Annotated in this window: 14 protein-coding genes and 1 riboswitch; of the genes, 6 read left to right on the top strand and 8 right to left on the bottom strand. The window is 45.1% G+C overall.

Translation table 11 applies throughout. From position 1 onward, the window contains the following. Position 1: 1 nt before the first annotated feature. The gene (locus Q0307_RS09690; protein WP_298659938.1) at positions 2 to 844 is read right to left on the bottom strand and encodes an isocitrate lyase/phosphoenolpyruvate mutase family protein; all 843 of its coding nucleotides are present in this window, start codon (positions 842 to 844) and stop codon (positions 2 to 4) included. Between the two features lie 148 nt (positions 845 to 992). On the opposite strand from Q0307_RS09690, the gene Q0307_RS09685 reads away from it, so the two are divergent. Then, entirely contained in the window at positions 993 to 3,293 is a 2,301-nt protein-coding gene (locus Q0307_RS09685; protein WP_298659935.1) for an FG-GAP-like repeat-containing protein, read from the top strand. Between the two features lie 38 nt (positions 3,294 to 3,331). On the opposite strand, the gene Q0307_RS09680 is transcribed toward Q0307_RS09685, so the two are convergent. Then, complete coding sequence (locus Q0307_RS09680) at positions 3,332 to 5,200, bottom strand: TonB-dependent receptor (RefSeq protein ID WP_298659933.1); 1,869 nt, start codon at positions 5,198 to 5,200, stop codon at positions 3,332 to 3,334. 62 nt (positions 5,201 to 5,262) lie between these two features. Beyond that, positions 5,263 to 5,450: riboswitch (cobalamin riboswitch) on the bottom strand. A gap of 212 nt (positions 5,451 to 5,662) precedes the next feature. Between Q0307_RS09680 and Q0307_RS09675 the strand changes: the two genes are divergently transcribed. Beyond that, complete coding sequence (locus Q0307_RS09675; RefSeq protein WP_298659931.1) at positions 5,663 to 6,364, top strand: DUF3108 domain-containing protein; 702 nt, start codon at positions 5,663 to 5,665, stop codon at positions 6,362 to 6,364. 63 nt (positions 6,365 to 6,427) lie between these two features. On the opposite strand, the gene cysN is transcribed toward Q0307_RS09675, so the two are convergent. The 6 genes from cysN to Q0307_RS09645 form a co-directional block, all read right to left on the bottom strand. Beyond that, positions 6,428 to 7,705: a sulfate adenylyltransferase subunit CysN gene (gene cysN, locus Q0307_RS09670; RefSeq protein ID WP_298659929.1), complete on the bottom strand. Its 1,278-nt coding sequence runs from the start codon at positions 7,703 to 7,705 to the stop codon at positions 6,428 to 6,430. Next, positions 7,706 to 8,632, bottom strand: coding sequence for a sulfate adenylyltransferase subunit CysD (cysD, locus tag Q0307_RS09665; protein ID WP_366936775.1), 927 nt, complete (start codon positions 8,630 to 8,632; stop codon positions 7,706 to 7,708). It abuts the gene before it with no gap. A gap of 226 nt (positions 8,633 to 8,858) precedes the next feature. Further along, the gene (locus tag Q0307_RS09660; protein ID WP_298659925.1) at positions 8,859 to 9,425 is read right to left on the bottom strand and encodes an HD domain-containing protein; all 567 of its coding nucleotides are present in this window, start codon (positions 9,423 to 9,425) and stop codon (positions 8,859 to 8,861) included. Positions 9,426 to 9,443: 18 nt separating this feature from the next. Then, positions 9,444 to 10,751 carry an FAD-binding oxidoreductase gene (locus Q0307_RS09655; protein WP_298659922.1) on the bottom strand — a complete coding sequence of 436 codons (1,308 nt, stop codon included), beginning with the start codon at positions 10,749 to 10,751 and terminating at the stop codon, positions 9,444 to 9,446. Then, positions 10,751 to 12,115 (bottom strand): aspartate aminotransferase family protein, encoded by a 1,365-nt coding sequence (locus Q0307_RS09650; RefSeq protein WP_298659920.1) that lies wholly within the window; start codon positions 12,113 to 12,115, stop codon positions 10,751 to 10,753. The genes Q0307_RS09655 and Q0307_RS09650 overlap by 1 nt, the downstream gene beginning before the upstream one ends. A gap of 13 nt (positions 12,116 to 12,128) precedes the next feature. Next, entirely contained in the window at positions 12,129 to 13,508 is a 1,380-nt protein-coding gene (locus Q0307_RS09645; protein WP_298659918.1) for a glutamine synthetase family protein, read from the bottom strand. A 352-nt stretch (positions 13,509 to 13,860) separates the two neighbouring features. Between Q0307_RS09645 and Q0307_RS09640 the strand changes: the two genes are divergently transcribed. From Q0307_RS09640 to Q0307_RS09625, 4 genes are all read left to right on the top strand, one after another. Further along, complete coding sequence (locus Q0307_RS09640; RefSeq protein WP_298659916.1) at positions 13,861 to 14,976, top strand: polyamine ABC transporter substrate-binding protein; 1,116 nt, start codon at positions 13,861 to 13,863, stop codon at positions 14,974 to 14,976. A 113-nt stretch (positions 14,977 to 15,089) separates the two neighbouring features. Continuing rightward, entirely contained in the window at positions 15,090 to 16,229 is a 1,140-nt protein-coding gene (locus Q0307_RS09635) for an ABC transporter ATP-binding protein (RefSeq protein ID WP_298659914.1), read from the top strand. Positions 16,230 to 16,239: 10 nt separating this feature from the next. Beyond that, complete coding sequence (locus tag Q0307_RS09630) at positions 16,240 to 17,148, top strand: ABC transporter permease subunit (RefSeq protein ID WP_298659911.1); 909 nt, start codon at positions 16,240 to 16,242, stop codon at positions 17,146 to 17,148. After that, on the top strand, positions 17,145 to 17,939 hold the full coding sequence (locus tag Q0307_RS09625; RefSeq protein ID WP_298659909.1) for an ABC transporter permease: 795 nt from the start codon (positions 17,145 to 17,147) through the stop codon (positions 17,937 to 17,939). Before Q0307_RS09630 ends, Q0307_RS09625 begins: the two co-directional genes overlap by 4 nt. Positions 17,940 to 17,978: the final 39 nt, after the last annotated feature.

Below are 17,978 nucleotides of genomic sequence, written 5' to 3'. Positions count from 1 at the left end.
CTTAGGTTGCATAAGTTTTAGCAAAAAACTCACACAGCTCGCTATCTGGAATCTGTTCTTCTGCATAAGAAAACTGTCCGCTCACCAGCATTTCCTGAGCAGCTTTACGAATCAAAGCATAGGTAGCACGCGCTAAACTCCCACCAATAGTAATCCGACACACACCAATATTGGCTAACTGCTGGACACTAAAAGGACTACCCTTTAAGCCAACAACTACAGATAGGGGCTTGGGAATCTGCCTTACTAACTGTTCAATAGTGTTTAGATCTTTCACACCCGGCACGAAAATACAATCTGCGCCAGCCTCGCAATACAGTTGCGCCCGCTCTAAAGCCTCGGCAAAAGGATTAGCATGCTCCACTAAATAACAATCTGTACGTGCGGTTAAAACAAAAGGCCATTTAAAATTATCAGCAGCCAAACGTGCAGCTCGAATCCTGTCTCTAGCTAAAGCTCTATCGAACAAAGGCTTCTGCTTATCACTGGTGAAATCCTCAATATTTCCACCCACGGCTCCTGCTTTAATGGCTAGTTGAATGGTTTCAGCCACTACTTCGGGCGTACGACCAAAACCAGCCTCTAAATCAGCACTTACTGGCAAACTTACTGCCTGAACAATCCTTTGAATAGACTGTAACATTTCATCACGACTCACGGCATTTTCACTATCGGGTCGCCCTAAAGAAAAAGCAATACCTGCACTGGTAGTAGCAATTGCTTTAAAACCTGCTGAGGCTAACATCTTAGCGCTACCGGCATCCCAAGCATTAGGCATTACAAAAGTGTGATTTTGCTGGTGTAAACTCAAGAATATTTGGGCTTTTTTGAACTGATCTTGCATGAATCACTACCTGTAAATAAGTCTTATGAGAAAGATTAGCATAAGCGCTAGTTTAGGGATAAAGTTACAACCAACTCCTCGTTAGGTTCGGCTCTCAAGGTATTGATTAGAGCTTAATTCTTTATCAAATTTCAAAGGTATATATTTCATGAGCTTTGCTAAATCGCTCTTGCGTCTAATGTTTTGGGCATTGGCAGTGAACCTCATTTCAAAACCCCTCTTCGCTGTTGAAGTACTCAACTTTAACCAAGCCAATTTGGCGAGCGCACTCTATCAGGCTGAACAGGCTCAGTTACTTGCAAGTCCTTTAGACCCTAGCAAAACAGCTAATCTCCAATTAACAAGATTCCACGCTTTCACCTCAGATACCAAAATCACCGTGAAAAGCAAGACGGGTACGCAGAGCCTAGCACTACCACAGACCCATTATTTCTATGGCGCAATCACCGACCAAGCCAACTCGTCTGCCTTCATGGCGGTCGATGCAGATGGCAAGACGCGCTCTATTGTACAACTCGATGGGCAAATTTATGTGAGCGAGCATTCTAAAGCGCAGACCAAGGAGTTTAAGGCACGCGCTTTAGCTCCAGAGCAAGACTTTAAACAGAAGGATTTTAGTTGTGGGGTGGATGGGACTAACAAGTTCAAACCACCCTTACCAGCTGGGGTAAAAGCTAAATTAAGTTCACCACACCGCGCTGAACTTGGCAATGGTATAAGTTATTCTGCTGATTTAATCATCGAAACAGATTATGAGTTTTACACTTTATTCAACAGTGCTAGCGCCGCCGCTCAATATGTCGTTGATCTAATCGCTTATGTCTCTAGCATTTATGAAGCCGAAATTAAAACTAGCCTACGTCTAAAAGAAATCGTCTTATATACTAGCCCTGCCGATCCTTGGGATGCATTAAGCACTGATAGTGCGCTTTATGAACTTCAGGCCTATTACTTAACCAAGCGTGCTAGTGTTCCCCGTACCACAGTTCACTTGTTAAGCGGCAAAGACACAATGAATGGTGGGATTGCCTTTATAGCCAGTGTTTGTACTGCGCCTGCTTATGCGGGTGCGAGCCAAGGTTCTTATGATTATGGCGTCAGTGGCGGCATGAGTGGTAGTTTTACACCTAACAGCCCCCTTATTGTTTGGGACGCTTATGTCGTTGCACATGAGTTAGGCCATAACTTCGGTAGTTCTCACACCCATGCCTACGATGTTGATCATGGTTATAATCTGCCTGTTGATTGCTGCTATGCAACTGCAGGTGGAGCATGCCAAAACTACCAACCAGCCACGAATTTGCCCGGCCTAGGCTCACTGACAGGTGGTAGCACCGCCACGCATCCGGGTACAATTATGAGTTATTGTCATTTAGTCAGTGGCGGCTCACAAAATCTCTCCATGAGTTTTGGTACTAATCATCCTTATGGCATTGAAGCCTCCCGGGTACCTGAGCAAATGCGCCATACTGTTGAATCTTATGCAACATCTTACCCTCAATGCTTAGTACCCAAAACAGTCAGTCCAACAGAATTTGGTTTTGCTTCTGTCAGTAAATGGTATGAATCCTTTGTAGCACAACAAGCTATTCCATTCATTGGTGATTTCAATGGCGATAATTTGGATGATGTAGCTAGCTTTGCCCAATACAGTAGTCATAAAGTCTTTGTAGCACTGTCGACTGGAACGAGCTTAGCACCCAAAACTTTATGGAAAACCCAATTTGCTTTAGGCAATGAAGAAGCTGCAGTTGGTGATTTTAATGGCGATGGCAAAACAGATTTGGTGAGCTTAACGCATAATCATTTACGGCAAATCTATGTTGCACTCTCGAATGGCACTAGTTTCGATGCGCCTAGTTTATGGTTTAGCCTGAAAACTGCTCAAGATGGAATACCTCTAGTCGGAGACTTTAATGGCGATGGTAAGGATGATATGGCTACTATTAAACGTGGTAAGCGCTTAATCTTAGTGAATTTATCGAGCGGCAACGCGTTTGGAACTCAGAATCAATGGAGCAGTGAATTACCTTCAAACGTGCAGCAAATCGTGGTTGGTGATTTCAATGGTGATAAACAAGCTGACTTAGGCTTTAGCTTTAGCAATGGTGAACTTAAGGTCAGCCTTTCTACCGGTGCTAGCTTCACGACTACGACCGTTTGGCATAGCACCTTAGCCACCGGAGTTAGCCAACTCGTAGCAGGTGATTTTAATGCTGATGGTAAAGACGATATAGCCAGTTACCTGCCCACTGAGACGGGCGGTATTTATCTAGCACTGGCTGAAGACGGTAAATTCGGTACTAATCAGAAAGCACATGCTTGGTTTTCACCTTATGATCAAATCATTAAGGCTGGGCGATTTACCAGTGACAATGCCAGCGATGTAATTAGTTTTACCCGTGGCTCTACTGCTGATGTATGGGTAGCCACTGATTTAAAGCAGTAGTTCAGAAGCGGCGACTATTAAATGCCGCCGCTTTTTCTTTACTTCGGCTGATACTCCAACGTCAGCATCCCATTTACACCGGGCTGGTTATAACCCTTGCGTAGTTCATAATCTTTATCTAAGACATTAGCTAGTTTTGCACTGACGGCTAAATCACGATTAAGTGCATATTTCGCACGTAAATCTAAAGTACCAAAACCCGCTAAAGCTTCGAGGTTAGCCGTATCATTATAACGACGTCCCTCAGCATGGATCGCAGCCCCTACGGATATGCGCCCTAATTGACGCTCTGCATCCAGATTAAAAATTTGCTTGGGGCGGTTAATCAATAAATCACCCGCTTGCTCGCCACTGGCTACTTCTGGCTGTTGGAAGGTGGCATTACCTGAAACTTGCCAATCACCTAACCGCTGGGCGGCGGATAGTTCTAAGCCATTAATTTTCGCAGCAGCCACGTTCATTGGTTTCCAAATACCAGCACCCGTATCACGCCATTGAATTAAATCATCAATCTTGTTTTGGAAAGCAGCAATTGCCCACTCACCACGGGCTAAACGTCCTGTGATCCCCAACTCTAGATTTTTGCTATTTTCTGGTTTTAAATCGGCATTACCACTGAAAGGATAATACAGGTCATTAAAAGTAGGCGCTTTAAAAGCCGTGCCATAAGAAGCCGTTGCCCGCAAACCTTCTGAAAACTCATGGGCCAAGGCAATGCCACCCGTGACTTTTTTGCCAAACTGCTCATTGTCGTCTTGGCGAGCAGAAATATCGAATTTATTGTCACCTACAGTGAGTTGGTAACTCGCAAATAAACCCGTGTTTTTGCGTGAGGTGACAGCATAGTCGGTCGTGCCACTGACTGTATCTTTAATTTGATCTAAACCTGTAGTCACATTACCCGCTGCTCCTAATTGCATATCGGCTTGTAGTGTGGCACTGCTGCGCTTGGTCTGGAAGCGCTCTTGGAAGACGCTATCTTTATAACTATCTTGCTTATCAAGTGAATGCCCAAGTTGCGTCGTTACTGTCGTACTTGAACCTATAGGGGCACTGAATTTGCCGTGGGTGACTTGCTGCTTAAAGCGGTTTTCGTTTTGATACTGGCCATCAAAATCACTTTCACCTTGAGCTTGCATCACCCCTGCTTCGGCACGCATCCCATTTTCAAAGCGATTACCTGCCCGTAATGAGAAGTTATTGTTTTTATAGCCATCTTTATCCGACTCATAAACTTTAGCAGTGGAGAAATCCGGCAAATAAGTCGTGTAGAAATCCTGCGCATTAATCCCATCCGTGCGCTCGGTTGCTACGTTTAGATTGAACCAAGCCCCCTCGCCCGAACCACTACCAATCCCTGCACTAGCTTTTGCAGTATTGAAGCTACCGTAGGAAGCTGAAGCTTGGGGCTGAATGCCTTTGCTGCCGCTACCTTTACGAGTAAAGATCTGAATAACACCACCGATCGCTTCAGAGCCATACAGACTAGAACGTGGTCCACGCACGATTTCAATGCGCTCTACTTGAGCTAAAGGAAACAACTCAAGGGGTGTAGTGCCTAAAGTTGCCGATCCTACCTTCACCCCATCGATGAGCACTAAAACATGGTTGTCATTCGTACCACGCAAATGGACTGAAGTTTGTTTACCCATATAACCGCTGCTGGTTAAAGATAAACCGGGGGTTTGCTCTAAGACTTCCGCAATACTACTAGCTTGGGTTTGCTCGATTTCTTGGCGGGTGATTATGGTAACAGGTGCTAAATTTTCATCAGCGGTTTGTGCTTTACGCCCGGCGGTGATGATGATTTCAATTTCATTATTGGCTGGTTCAGCCCAGACGAAACTAGGGAAAGAGACTACGCTTAGGCTCACACTGCCTAATACAGCCAGAATAGAGGTTTTCATAATATGAATTCCTATTTGCCACGCCCACCGCGTAGCTGCTTGGGAAAAATGACATGCAGTTGCAGTCACCACACGAGCTAGGCCGGTATCCGGGCTTGTAAGTGACTGTATGTCGAATACTGCACCTTCCCATGCATTAAGCACAGTGGCGTATAGCAGCAAGCTTACTGACCGTTGCGGGGGCAGCGCTGGCTTATACCAGCTTCCCGTTTAACACTTCAAAAAGTGCACCTAGACGCGCTGGACGTTACGTGATTGCTCACGGACTGTCAAACGGCTTTGCACCTAAGTGTGCTGCTTTTAGATTTACAGGGTGATTCGACGGTAAAACCAGATAATTCTTCAAGGATCATGAAGAGGGCTGCTATGCATGCTAAGTTAAAAAGGTCTCATTTGAACTGAGCCTTAGAGCTTCGGTCAAATTATCTAAGTAAACACAATTACAAATACAGGATATGTAGTATGTTTAAACAAGCAGGTGTTTGCGCACTAGCGGGTTTCTTGAGCCTTGTGAGCTTGCCGGCTGTAGCGGCTTTGAAGGCTTATCAAGCCAGCTACAGTGTGTCCAATTCTGGTTTAACCGTGGGCGATACCACTGTAACTTTGAGTTATAGCAACAATGGCTATACCTTCCTCAAGCAAACCAAAGCCAATGGCATGGCCGCTTTATTAAGCGGCGATGTCTTAACTGAGCGCAGTATTGGTGTTAAACAAGGCAATAAATTACAAACTCAGCAGTATCTCTATCAGCATAAAAGTCGGCGTAAATCTAAAATCGATCAATATAGCTTCACCAATCCTAATCAAGTAAAAGGCAATCTCAACGGTCAAGACTATAGCTTGAATGTCCCCACGGGAACGATTGACCCAGCAGTGGTTGAACTATGGGTTAGAGAAGATTTAGCGGCGAATCGCTCACTTAAATACAATGTGACTGAGCGCGGCAAATTAAAAAATTACCAGTTTCAACGTTTAGGCAAGGAAACTGTCGAAACCCCTTTCGGGCAATATCAGTGCGAAAAAGTACAAATTAACCGCGATGGTGGCGAGCGCCAGACTACCTTATGGATCGCCCCTGAATTAAATCAGCTAACCGTAAAAATGCAGCATAATGAAGAAGGCAATGTGACTGAAGTTATTTTGACTAAGTATCAAGCTCAATAAACCTGCTACAAAAACGAATCGCCACAACAGTGGCGATTCAGCATCCTTAAGTAAGCTGCTCGTTTAAGCGGCTAACTTAGTGATCATTCCAGCACCGACGGTATTATTGGTACTTTCATCAATAATAATAAAAGCACCTGTACCACGGTTATCTACATACGGATCAGTCAATAAAGGCTGAGCCAATTTGAAGCTCACTTGCGCAATATCATTCATCTGCAAGCGTTCGGCTGCTTGACGCTCTAGCGTATTAATATCCACACGCCATTCAATCGCAGCTACTTTCGCTTTGGTTTCACGCGTCGTGTGACGAAGCAGATAAGTACGGGCACGGTCTAGAGGTGCTTCGGCTAACCAGCAAACGGTCGCATCAACTTGCTTAGTTTGAGTTGGTAAGGCATCAGTTTTTACGATCATATCGCCACGGGAAATATCGATTTCATCGGTGAGTAGCAGGGTCACTGATTGCTCAGTAATCGCTTCCCGCAGTGGCTCCCCCCCTAATTCAATCGCCTTCACGATACTGGTGCGTCCCGAAGGTAATACCGTCACTGCATCACCGACTTTAATGCTACCGGACTCAACCCGCCCCATGAAGCCACGATAATCATGTAGCTCTGGATTAGTCGAATCTTGTGGGCGGCAAACATACTGCACAGGGAAACGGAAAGGCTCATCATGCTCGGTATGCGCAGCCGGAGCAGCTTCCAAAATCTCCATTAAAGTATCGCCATCGTACCAAACTAGGTTCTCGCTACGATCCACCACCATATCGCCTTTCAGAGCTGATAATGGGATAAAACGCACATCTTGAATGCCTAATTGGGCGGCAAAGGCCAAATAATCCGCCTTAATTTCTTCAAAGCGTGCTTGGCTGTAATCCACCAAATCCATTTTATTTACAGCAACTACTAAGTGCGGAATTCCGACCAAATGCGCTAAATAAGAATGGCGGCGCGTTTGTGGCTGTACGCCTTTACGTGCATCAATCAAGATGATGGCTAAGTTTGCGGTTGATGCCGCTGTCACCATATTACGGGTGTACTGCTCATGACCGGGCGCATCCGCAATAATATATTTGCGTGTACCCGTCGAGAAGTAGCGGTAAGCGACATCAATAGTAATGCCCTGTTCACGCTCAGCTTGTAAGCCATCGGTCAGCAGTGATAAATCTACATCTTGCATGCCACGCTTGAGTGAGGTTTTCTCAATCGCACTCAAAGTGTCCGCAAGAATCGCTTTAGAATCGAACAATAAACGTCCAATTAAGGTACTTTTACCATCATCCACACTGCCGCAAGTTAAGAAACGCAGCAAGCCGTGATCTTCAATCAGTTGCATTTAGAAGTACCCCTCTTTCTTGCGTTGTTCCATCGCTGCTTCACTCGCCTGATCATCTAAGCGGGTGGCACCGCGCTCAGTAATGGTCGTTGTCGCCGTTTCAGCAATAATCTTTTCAACGCTATCGGCATCCGACTCTACGGGTGCAGTACAAGTAATATCACCAACCGTACGGAAGCGAACTTGTAGATCAATAATCTGTTCGCCTGCTTTCGCTGGAGTTAACTCAGTCACAGGCACAATCGAACCTTGGCGACGCACGATAGGGCGTTGATGTGCAAAATAAATACTGGGTAATTCTAAACCTTCGCGCTGGATGTATTGCCATACATCTAATTCAGTCCAGTTAGAAATCGGGAAAGCACGAATATTTTCACCTTTGTGAGCGCGTGCATTGTATAAGTCCCATAACTCAGGACGCTGGTTTTTCGGATCCCACTGACCGAACTCATCACGGAAGCTCATGATACGCTCTTTAGCACGCGCTTTTTCTTCATCACGCCGTGCACCGCCGATACAAGCATCAAAACCGAATTCTTCAATCGCCTCTAATAAAGTCACGGATTGATGCTTATTGCGGGATTCGTTTGCATGTTTGAGCACCACCGTGCCACGCTTCATGGAATCCTCAACCGAACGCACAATTAAACGCTCGCCTAATTCAGCCGCACGTTTGTCACGAAAATCTGTCACTTCTTTATAGTTGTGACCCGTGTCAATATGCATTAACGGGAAAGGAAAACGCCCCGGACGAAACGCTTTCTCAGCAATCCGCAACATACAAATTGAATCTTTACCACCCGAGAACAACAGAACAGGGTTAGAACATTGCCCAGCGACCTCACGCATAATATGAATTGCCTCTGCTTCTAACCAATCGAGGTGCGGTAAGGTTTTTAATTGTGTCTGTTGTCGATTGAACAGCATCATGCTAATCCTTCAAAACTTCTTAATGCGGTGTAGTATCCGCGATCTTTTAAAGCGAAAAAAGTGATATATTCCGATATGAAAATCTCTAAAAAAGATATTCACAGCACTAACTATAGCCTACTCTATTTCCTATTTTGTTGCTATGCACAATAATCTGAGACCTAAGTAGACTTAAGCAGATTTTTAGATATTCTAAGCAAAACAGATACCTACTATGGACTTTTTAGTATGATTGTAAGTACTGAGCATACTCTGTAATTTTTTGCCGTAAGCGGGCAGCTAATAAGGTATGTGCAGGATGCAAATGATCATAAATAACTTGTGCTTCAGCTCGATACGCTAATTTGCGTTCAACTGTCCAATGTGCGGGGGGAGCTGATAAATTATTGATACGATCTGCTAATTTCACCGCCCATACTTCTTTAGGTTGCTGCTGAATGCGTTTGAGCGAGTCCAACATCTGCACAGTACGGGGCAAATCAGGATTTTTACTTAAGGCAGCAACCCCATCGGCAATCTTGCTGCCAAACTTAGCAGCCAGTTCAGGATAAGTCCGAGGTGTATCTTCCAATACATCATGCAGTAAGGCACATTGCAGCGCATAATCAAAGTCCAAACTCTGCTGATCTAACGCTAAACCATGCATTAGTTCCATCGCGACTGCACCGATATGCGTCAAGTAATCTAAGCGTATTTCTGCAACAGGGGTAGAATAGGTTTGACCCTGATGGGCGAGGGAGGCATATTCCCAAGCTTTAATGAAGAGGTCTTGTGACCATAAGGTTGACATGAGTTTAACTCCTTAGAGTTATAGTTTGTCTCTAAGTGAATAATATAACATTGCTGTCACCAGTAAGGGCCAACGGAATAAAGTGCCCCCCGGAAAAGGCCAATTTGGTAATCTTGTCATGACATCAAAACGCTCAGCCGTACCTGAAACGACTTCAGACAGTAACTTACCAGCCAAAGTCGCCAAAGCCACCCCATGCCCCGAATAACCACTCACTGAAAAAACATTCGGCTGTAAGCGTGTAAAATAAGGCAAACGATTGGCTGTCACTGCCAAAGTCCCTCCCCAAGCATAATCAATTTGGGCATCTGCTAACTGAGGGAAAACACTGAGCATTCTTGGACGAACTAAAGCTGGAATATCTTGCGGAAACTTGAAGCTATAACTCTCACCGCCACCAAACAACAAACGATTATCAGCACTCAAGCGGAAATAATTCACTACAAAAGCTGAATCAGCCACTGCATAACGGTTAGGGATTAACTCTTGGACTTGAGCCAAGCTTAAAGGCTCGGTAGCGACAATATAATTATTAATTGGCATGACACGTGCCGCAACTTTAGGTTCTAAGTTATCTAAATAACCATTGCAAGCCAAAATCAGATAGCTAGCTGTCACTTTCCCGCATGCGGTACTGACTTCAACCTGACTTCCAGCACGATAACTTAGAACGGGCGAGCGCTCATAGATAGTCGCACCGGCTTGTTGCGCGGCTTGTGCTAAGCCCAAAGCATAATTGAGGGGATGTAAATGCGCAGCACCTAAATTCAGTACGCCCCCGTAATAGATTGGTGAATGCAACTCCTGTTGAAGCGCAGCTTGATCTAAGAAACGAATCGCCTGATAGGCATAATCACGCTGAAGTTTTTCTGCAAACTCGCGGCTTCCTTTGACGAAGCGTTGGCGATGATCCGCATGAATAATACCAGCTTGCAGATCACATTGAATTTTGTGCTTATGAATTAAATCTTTACATAGTTGCACCGCTTCTAAAGACAAATCCCAGAGTGCTCGGGCTTGGATTTTACCCAACATCGACTCCAGTTCAGCTTGGTCTTTATTTAATCCCGTACCGACCTGCCCGCCATTGCGTCCTGAAGCGCCCCAACCGACTCGATGTGCTTCTAAGAGCACGACTCGATAGCCCGCTTCAGCTAGATGCAAGGCAGCAGATAAACCCGTGTAACCTCCCCCCACAATACAAACATCAGTAGTCGCTTTGCCCGCTAGCGAAGGAAATGCAGGGAATGAATTAGCACTTGCGGCGTACCAAGAAGCCGGGTGTTGCCCCGGCTGATCGTTTGCATAAAGGACACTAGCAGACATTAACTTAAGAGACCTTGATCCTTAGCTTGCTGATAAGTTTGATCTAAAGTGCGTGTCGCTTTTTCAATCAGCTCATCGACCTCAGATTCACTAATTATCAGTGGCGGCGAGATAATCATGGTGTCACCCACGTGGCGCATGACTAAACCATTATTAAAGCTGTTTTCGCGGCACATTAAACCAACCGTACCTTTCTCAACCTTGAAAGGCGCACGCTTCGCTTTATTAGGTGTCAGCTCAATCCCACCAACTAAACCGACCATACGTGCCTCACCAATGAGTGGATGCTCGGCTAATTTTAACCAGCGTTCTTGCATATACGGGCCAATTGCAGATTTAACCCTCCCCGGCAAATTCTCCCGCTCTAAAATATTCAACGTTGCTAAAGCCGCTGCACAAGCAGCAGGGTGTCCTGAGTAGGTATAACCATGATAGAACTCACCATGATTCGCCACCACGTCGAATACACGATCACTCACCAACACCCCACCCATCGGCAAGTAGCCAGCGGTTAGGCCTTTGGCAATCGTCATTAAATCCGGCTTGATCCCGAAATACTCTGAGCCAAACCATTCGCCTGTGCGTCCAAAGCCAGTAATCACTTCATCTGCAATCAAAAGAATGTCATATTTGCGACAAATACGCTCAACCTCTGGCCAATAGCTAGCCGGAGGAATAACAACACCACCAGCACCCTGAATCGGCTCACCAATGAAAGCAGCGACTTTATCGGCACCCACTTCTAAAATCTTCGCTTCTAATTCACGAGCGCGGTGCAGACCAAATTCATTCGGGTCAAGATCACCACCTTCGCCATACCAGTAAGGTTGGTTAATGTGCACAATGCCCGGAATCGGCAAACCGCCCTGCTCGTGCACCACACTAAAACCACCTAAGCTTGCACCCGCTACGGTTGAGCCATGATAAGCATTTTTACGCGAGATAATCACACTACGTTCTTTCTGACCTTGTGCCGCCCAGAAATGCCGCACCATCCGCAAAATCGTATCATTCGCATCGGAGCCAGAACCGGTGAAAAACACATGATTCATTTGCTCGGGTGCCAAACTCGTCAACCGTGCTGCCAGCTCTATAACGGGCGGGTGGCTGGTTTGGAAAAAGGTGTTGTAGTACGGGAGTTCACGCATTTGTGTAGCGACGGCTTGGACGATTTCTTCCCGCCCATAGCCGACCCCGACACACCATAAGCCTGCCATGCCATCAAGAATGCGATTGCCTTTGCTGTCATAAATATAAACGCCTTCCGCGCGTGTAATGATCCGCGCCCCTTTTTGATTCAAATGCGCAGTATCAGTGAATGGGTGAATATGATGAGCTGCATCTTGTGCTTGATAATTTGTCATCGTCATTCCTTCCTTAAACGGTCAGTAACAAGTGCTCACGCTCCCAAGGGCTGACAACTTGCATATACTCTTCAAATTCACAGGCTTTGAGTGCTTTATAAATATCCGAGAATTGATGACCTAATAAATCCTGTAATTCTTCACAATCATCAAAGGCAACCATCGCTTCCTGCAAACCACGGGGTAAACCGTATTTGGTATCCTGCTGAGCATTACCTAAGAACTCAGTACTCGGTTCCAAACGATGAGCCATGCCTAAATAGCCAGTCGCTAGGCTTGCCGCAATGGCTAGATAAGGATTGGTGTCCATCCCTGCAATCCGATTCTCTACTCGACGCGCTTCTGGCGGACTACGTGGAACACGCAAACCCGCTGAGCGATTGTCTACGGACCATTCCAAATTAATCGGTGCCGAATAGCCCGGCATTAAGCGGCGGAATGAATTGACATAAGGAGCCATAATGCAGGTAGCGGCTTCTAAATACGTCTGTTGACCTGCAATGAAATTGTAGAACAATGGGGTTGGCTCACCTTTTGCATCAGAGAAAATGTTTTTGCCAGTTTTGGCATCGACAACACTTTGATGAATGTGCATGGCACTACCGGGTTGCAACTCCATCGGCTTAGCCATAAAGGTGGCATAGCAGTTGTGGCGCATAGCCGCTTCGCGAATTAAGCGTTTGAAGATGAAGACATGATCTGCCAATAACAACGGATCACCGTGCATGAGGTTAATTTCAAGTTGTGCAGGGCCGCCCTCTTGGATAATCGTATTGATTTCCAAACCTTGGGCACTGGCAAACTTATAAATATCTTCAATAATCGGTTCGTACTCATCCAAAGCCATCATTGAAAAGGCTTGGCGGCCAACACTTTGACGACCTGAGCGTCCCACCGGTGGTTTAAGAGGAATATCGGGGTCAATATTGCGTTCGGTGAGATAAAACTCTAATTCGGGCGCAACAATGGCTTTCCAGCCTTTATCCGCATATTTATTGATGACACGGCGTAACACATTCCGTGGTGCACAAGGAACCGGCATACCATTTTGATAGTAGAGATCATGAATCACCATCAAACTAGGATGACGCGCCCAAGGTAAAGCCCGTACGGTCGATAAATCAGGAACTAAACGTAGATCAATTTCGGTGGTGTACTCTTCGGAATCAAACTCGAAATACTTACCTGTAATGGTTTGGAAGAAAATACTAAACGGCAAAAAGGCTGGCTGTAATTCGCCAAAACGTGAGGCTGGCATGACTTTGCCACGGGCAACACCGTGAATATCGGCCACAACACATTCAACTTCATCGATTTGATAACGGCGAATGAGGTCTTTTAAATCGTCTTGAGAGTCTGATTGGAGAGAGATATGAGTGTTTTGATCGCTCATGATTGCACGCTTCGGACTAGTTTCTAGTCGGTTATTGAGATTATGTGATCACATTTTCCGAGGTCGTTGTTAAAAAGTCAACTCTAGCTTGTTAAATAAGTACAACTAGACATGCTGCAGAGCAGCAACTCCTAGCAGAGAAGTTAGACTATCTAAGCTATTGGTGATCTTAGGAATTTTTTTAGGAATAAACAGTCATAATGAGGTCAAATGACTTGACCTACTAGGGTACAAAAGCCATATTGTGATCACATTCACATAAGTGAAAAAAGTGTTCATCAAAATTAGGCTTAATCCCTATAATGAAGCAGTCTTTTGAGGAATTAGTTTAAATCTAAGGGGAAAATTTCAGATGAAGGAAACATTGGCTCATTTCAAAAAGTTGGCAATGTCAGTCATGGTCGCTACGACCTTAGCTCTTAGTACTACCGCAGCCAGCGCTGCAGATCGTAGCTTGAATGTCTACAACTGGTCTGACTATGTTGATAACGATGTACTCAAGGAATTTACCGAGAAAACTGGCATTAAAGTCAACTATGATGTATTTGATACTAATGAACTGCTAGAGACCAAACTATTGGCAGGTGCTTCAGGTTATGATCTAGTCGTACCTAGTGCTAACTTCCTTGGCCGCCAAATTGAAGCGGGTGTCTTCCAAAAATTAGACAAATCCAAAATCCCTAATCTGAGTAATAGCTGGGATATGATCAACGAGCGTATCGCTGCGTATGATCCGGGTAATGAATACTCAGTTAACTATCTTTGGGGCACTATAGGCATCGGCTATTCTGAAGAGAAGGTGAAAAAGCTGTTACCCGATGCACCAGTTGATTCTTGGGATATGGTGTTCAAACCCGAAGTGGCTAGCAAGCTCGCCGAGTGCGGTATTTATGTTTTAGACTCACCCTCTGAAATTATTCCACCTGCTATGAAATATTTAGGTTTAGAACCTAAAGACTTAAGTGCTGACAATTTGAAAAAAGTTGAAGAACTACTGCTGAAAGTGCGTCCTTACATTAAAAAATTCCACTCTTCTGAATACATTACTGCCCTCGCCAATGGCGATATTTGCGTAGCGATTGGCTATTCTGGCGATATTTTTCAAGCAGAATCGCGCGCAGCAGAAGCGAAAAACGGCATCACTGTAAAATACAGTGTGCCTAAAGAAGGTAGCTTAATGTGGTTTGACCAAATGGCTATCCCTAAAGATGCCAAGAATGTCGCTGAAGCTCATGAGTTCATTAACTTCTTAATGGAGCCAAAGAACATGGCTCGCATTTCGGATGCAGTCTCTTATGCAAACGGCAATAAAGCCTCTCAAGAGTTCATCAAGAAAGAGATCACCAGTAATCCAGCGATTTATCCTACTGAAGATGTGCTGAAAAATCTCTTTACCATGCTGCCTTTTGATAGCAAAACGCAACGTTTAGTCAATCGTACTTGGACTACTGTGAAGAGTGGTCAGTAAGGTTGCGTTAGTTTTCTCTTAACTTGCACCGGTTTCAAAGTGCTTAGAGCCGGTGTTTCAAACTGCTAGTCAGCAAATCTCATTACTGTTGGGTGTCGGAAGGAGTACCACAGATGGCAGATGCACCGGAACAGCGCAAAATCTTTGCGCCGTGGTTGGATACCACTCAAAAACCACTCATTCGTTTTGAAAACGTCACGAAACGCTTTGGCGATTACACAGCTTTGGATAATTTAAACCTCGACATCTACGAGCGTGAATTCTTCGCTCTGCTTGGTCCTTCAGGCTGTGGTAAAACCACTATGTTGCGCTTATTAGCCGGATTTGAAACCCCTACCAGTGGGCGTATTTTAATTGGTGGCGAAGATATTAGCCATGTACCACCCAATAAACGCCCCATCAATATGATGTTTCAATCGTATGCACTCTTCCCGCATATGACCGTGGAAAAGAATATTGGTTTCGGCCTAAAACAAGAAGGCCAAAGCGCTGAGGCGATTAATGAGCGAGTCAAAGAAATGCTCGCCTTAGTCCAGCTTGAGCCCTTTGCCCAGCGTAAGCCGCATCAACTATCCGGCGGTCAACGTCAACGGGTCGCCTTAGCCCGCTCTTTAGCCAAGCGCCCTAAACTCTTATTACTTGATGAACCATTAGGGGCTTTAGATAAAAAACTGCGCGAAAAAACCCAATTCGAACTCATGACCCTGCAGGAAAAATTGGGGATGACCTTCATCATCGTTACCCACGATCAAGAAGAAGCCATGACCATGGCTAGCCGGATTGCAGTGATGGACAAAGGCGTAGTCATGCAATTAGATACACCTGCAGATATTTACGAAGCTCCGAACTCGCGCTATGTGGCTGACTTCATCGGTAATGTGAACTTCATTGAATGCACCGTTGAAAGCTACCATGGTCAGGAATATCAATTAAAGGATAAACAAGGTAATCAATTCAGCTTGGTCAGCGAGACACCACTAGAAACTGGCTCAACGGTGTGGCTAGCGATTCGTCCCGAAAAAGTGATTGTCAGCAAAGACCAACCGCAAGGTGATGTGAATAGGATTCAAGGTATCGTGTGGGACATTGCTTATTCAGGCGATACCTCCACCTATCATGTGCGCCTACCCGATGGTAGTACTTTAAAATCGGAAATGGCTAATCTACGTCGTGTGCGTAATCGCCCGATTACTTGGGAAGATACCGTGTGGTTATCTTGGTCATTAACCGCTGCAGTGCCTCTCAAACGCTAAGGAGGATGCTATGCAACGCCAATTTGATTGGGGACGGTTTTTATTAATAGCAATCCCTTTCTTGTGGTTGCTGATTTTCTTCCTCCTACCCTTTGCCATCGTTGTTAAAATTTCGCTATCTGATACCGCTAATGCCTTGCCTCCCTATGTTCCGACACTAAATTTATCGGAGGGCTGGTCGGGGATTACTAGCTTTATCAGCCAACTCGACCTTGAAAGCTTTGCTTGGTTATTGGATGACAAAATCTATTTTTTGTCTTACCTGAATAGTTTAAAAATTGCCTTTATTTCTACGCTATTGACCTTGCTGATTGGCTATCCCATGGCCTATGGTTTAGCAAAAGCCCCACAACGCTGGCGGACGGTCTTACTCATGCTAGTCATTCTGCCCTTCTGGACTAGTTTCTTAATTCGGGTGTATGCATGGATTGGAATTCTTAAACCTGAAGGTTTGCTCAATATGGGCTTGATGAGCTTAGGGTTAATTGATCAGCCACTCGCGATTATTAATACCCCTACAGCGGTCTATATCGGAATTGTTTACTCCTACCTACCTTTCTTAGTGCTACCGCTGTATGCCACTTTAGAAAAGCTTGATCAGACTTTAATTGAAGCTGCACTCGACTTAGGTTGCTCACCGATTCAAGCATTCTGGAAAGTGACTTTTCCTTTGTCCTTACCGGGTGTGGTGGCAGGCTGTTTCTTAGTATTTATTCCGGCAATGGGTGAGTTTGTAATCCCCGATTTATTGGGTGGCTCAGACACGATTATGATCGGTAAAACCCTTTGGAGTGAGTTCTTTGGTAATCGTGACTGGCCAGTGGCTTCTGCGGTTGCGGTAGTCTTATTATTGTCATTAGTCGTGCCGATTGTTATTTTCCAACGGATGCAAGAACGTCAACGGGAGGCTGAAGCATGAATGTAAGTCGTTTTAGCTGGTTTAATTTAACTAGCCTGATTATTGCTTTTTCCTTCCTCTACCTACCGATTCTGCTGCTGATTTTGTTTAGCTTTAATGCTTCAAAATTGGTAACGGTTTGGGGTGGTTTTTCAACCAAGTGGTATGTGAGCTTATTTCAGAATGAGATGTTCATGACTGCAGCTTGGGTCACGCTCAAAGTTGCCGTAGTAAGTGCGACCTTAGCAACGATTCTGGGCACGATGGCTGCTATTGTTTTAACACGCGTCGGGCGCTTTCGTGGGCGTTTATTATTCTCAGGGATGGTTTATTCGCCACTGGTCATGCCTGAGGTTATTACTGGCTTAGCCCTACTCTTATTATTCGTAGCGATTGGCTTAGATCGGGGTTATTGGACAATTACGTTGGCACATACCACTTTGACGATGTGCTTCGTAACCGTCGTTGTCTCTTCACGCTTGGTGAGCTTTGATAAATCCTTAGAGGAAGCTGCCTTAGATTTAGGCTGTACTAAACTTTCTGCTTTCTTCCAAGTGACTTTACCCATCATTCTGCCAGCGATTATTGCAGGTTGGTTGCTGGCTTTTACCTTATCACTGGACGATTTAGTCATTGCCTCCTTCACCTCTGGCCCCGGTTCGACTACGTTACCAATGAAGATTTATAGCCAAGTACGCTTAGGCTTGAATCCGGAAATCAATGCACTTTCCACCCTATTAATTCTCTTGGTATCGGTTGGGGTGATTGTAGCTTCTTTAGTCAGTAAGCGGGCTGAAGAGCAGCAGGTCTAATCATCAATAGACAGGTGGCTTACAAAAAGCCACCTGCAC

Source organism: uncultured Thiothrix sp. (assembly GCF_937873765.1).
Taxonomy (GTDB): Bacteria; Pseudomonadota; Gammaproteobacteria; order Thiotrichales; family Thiotrichaceae; genus Thiolinea.
The sequence above is the reverse complement of the archived record's forward strand: the minus strand, read 5'-3'. Positions and strand labels throughout refer to the sequence as shown.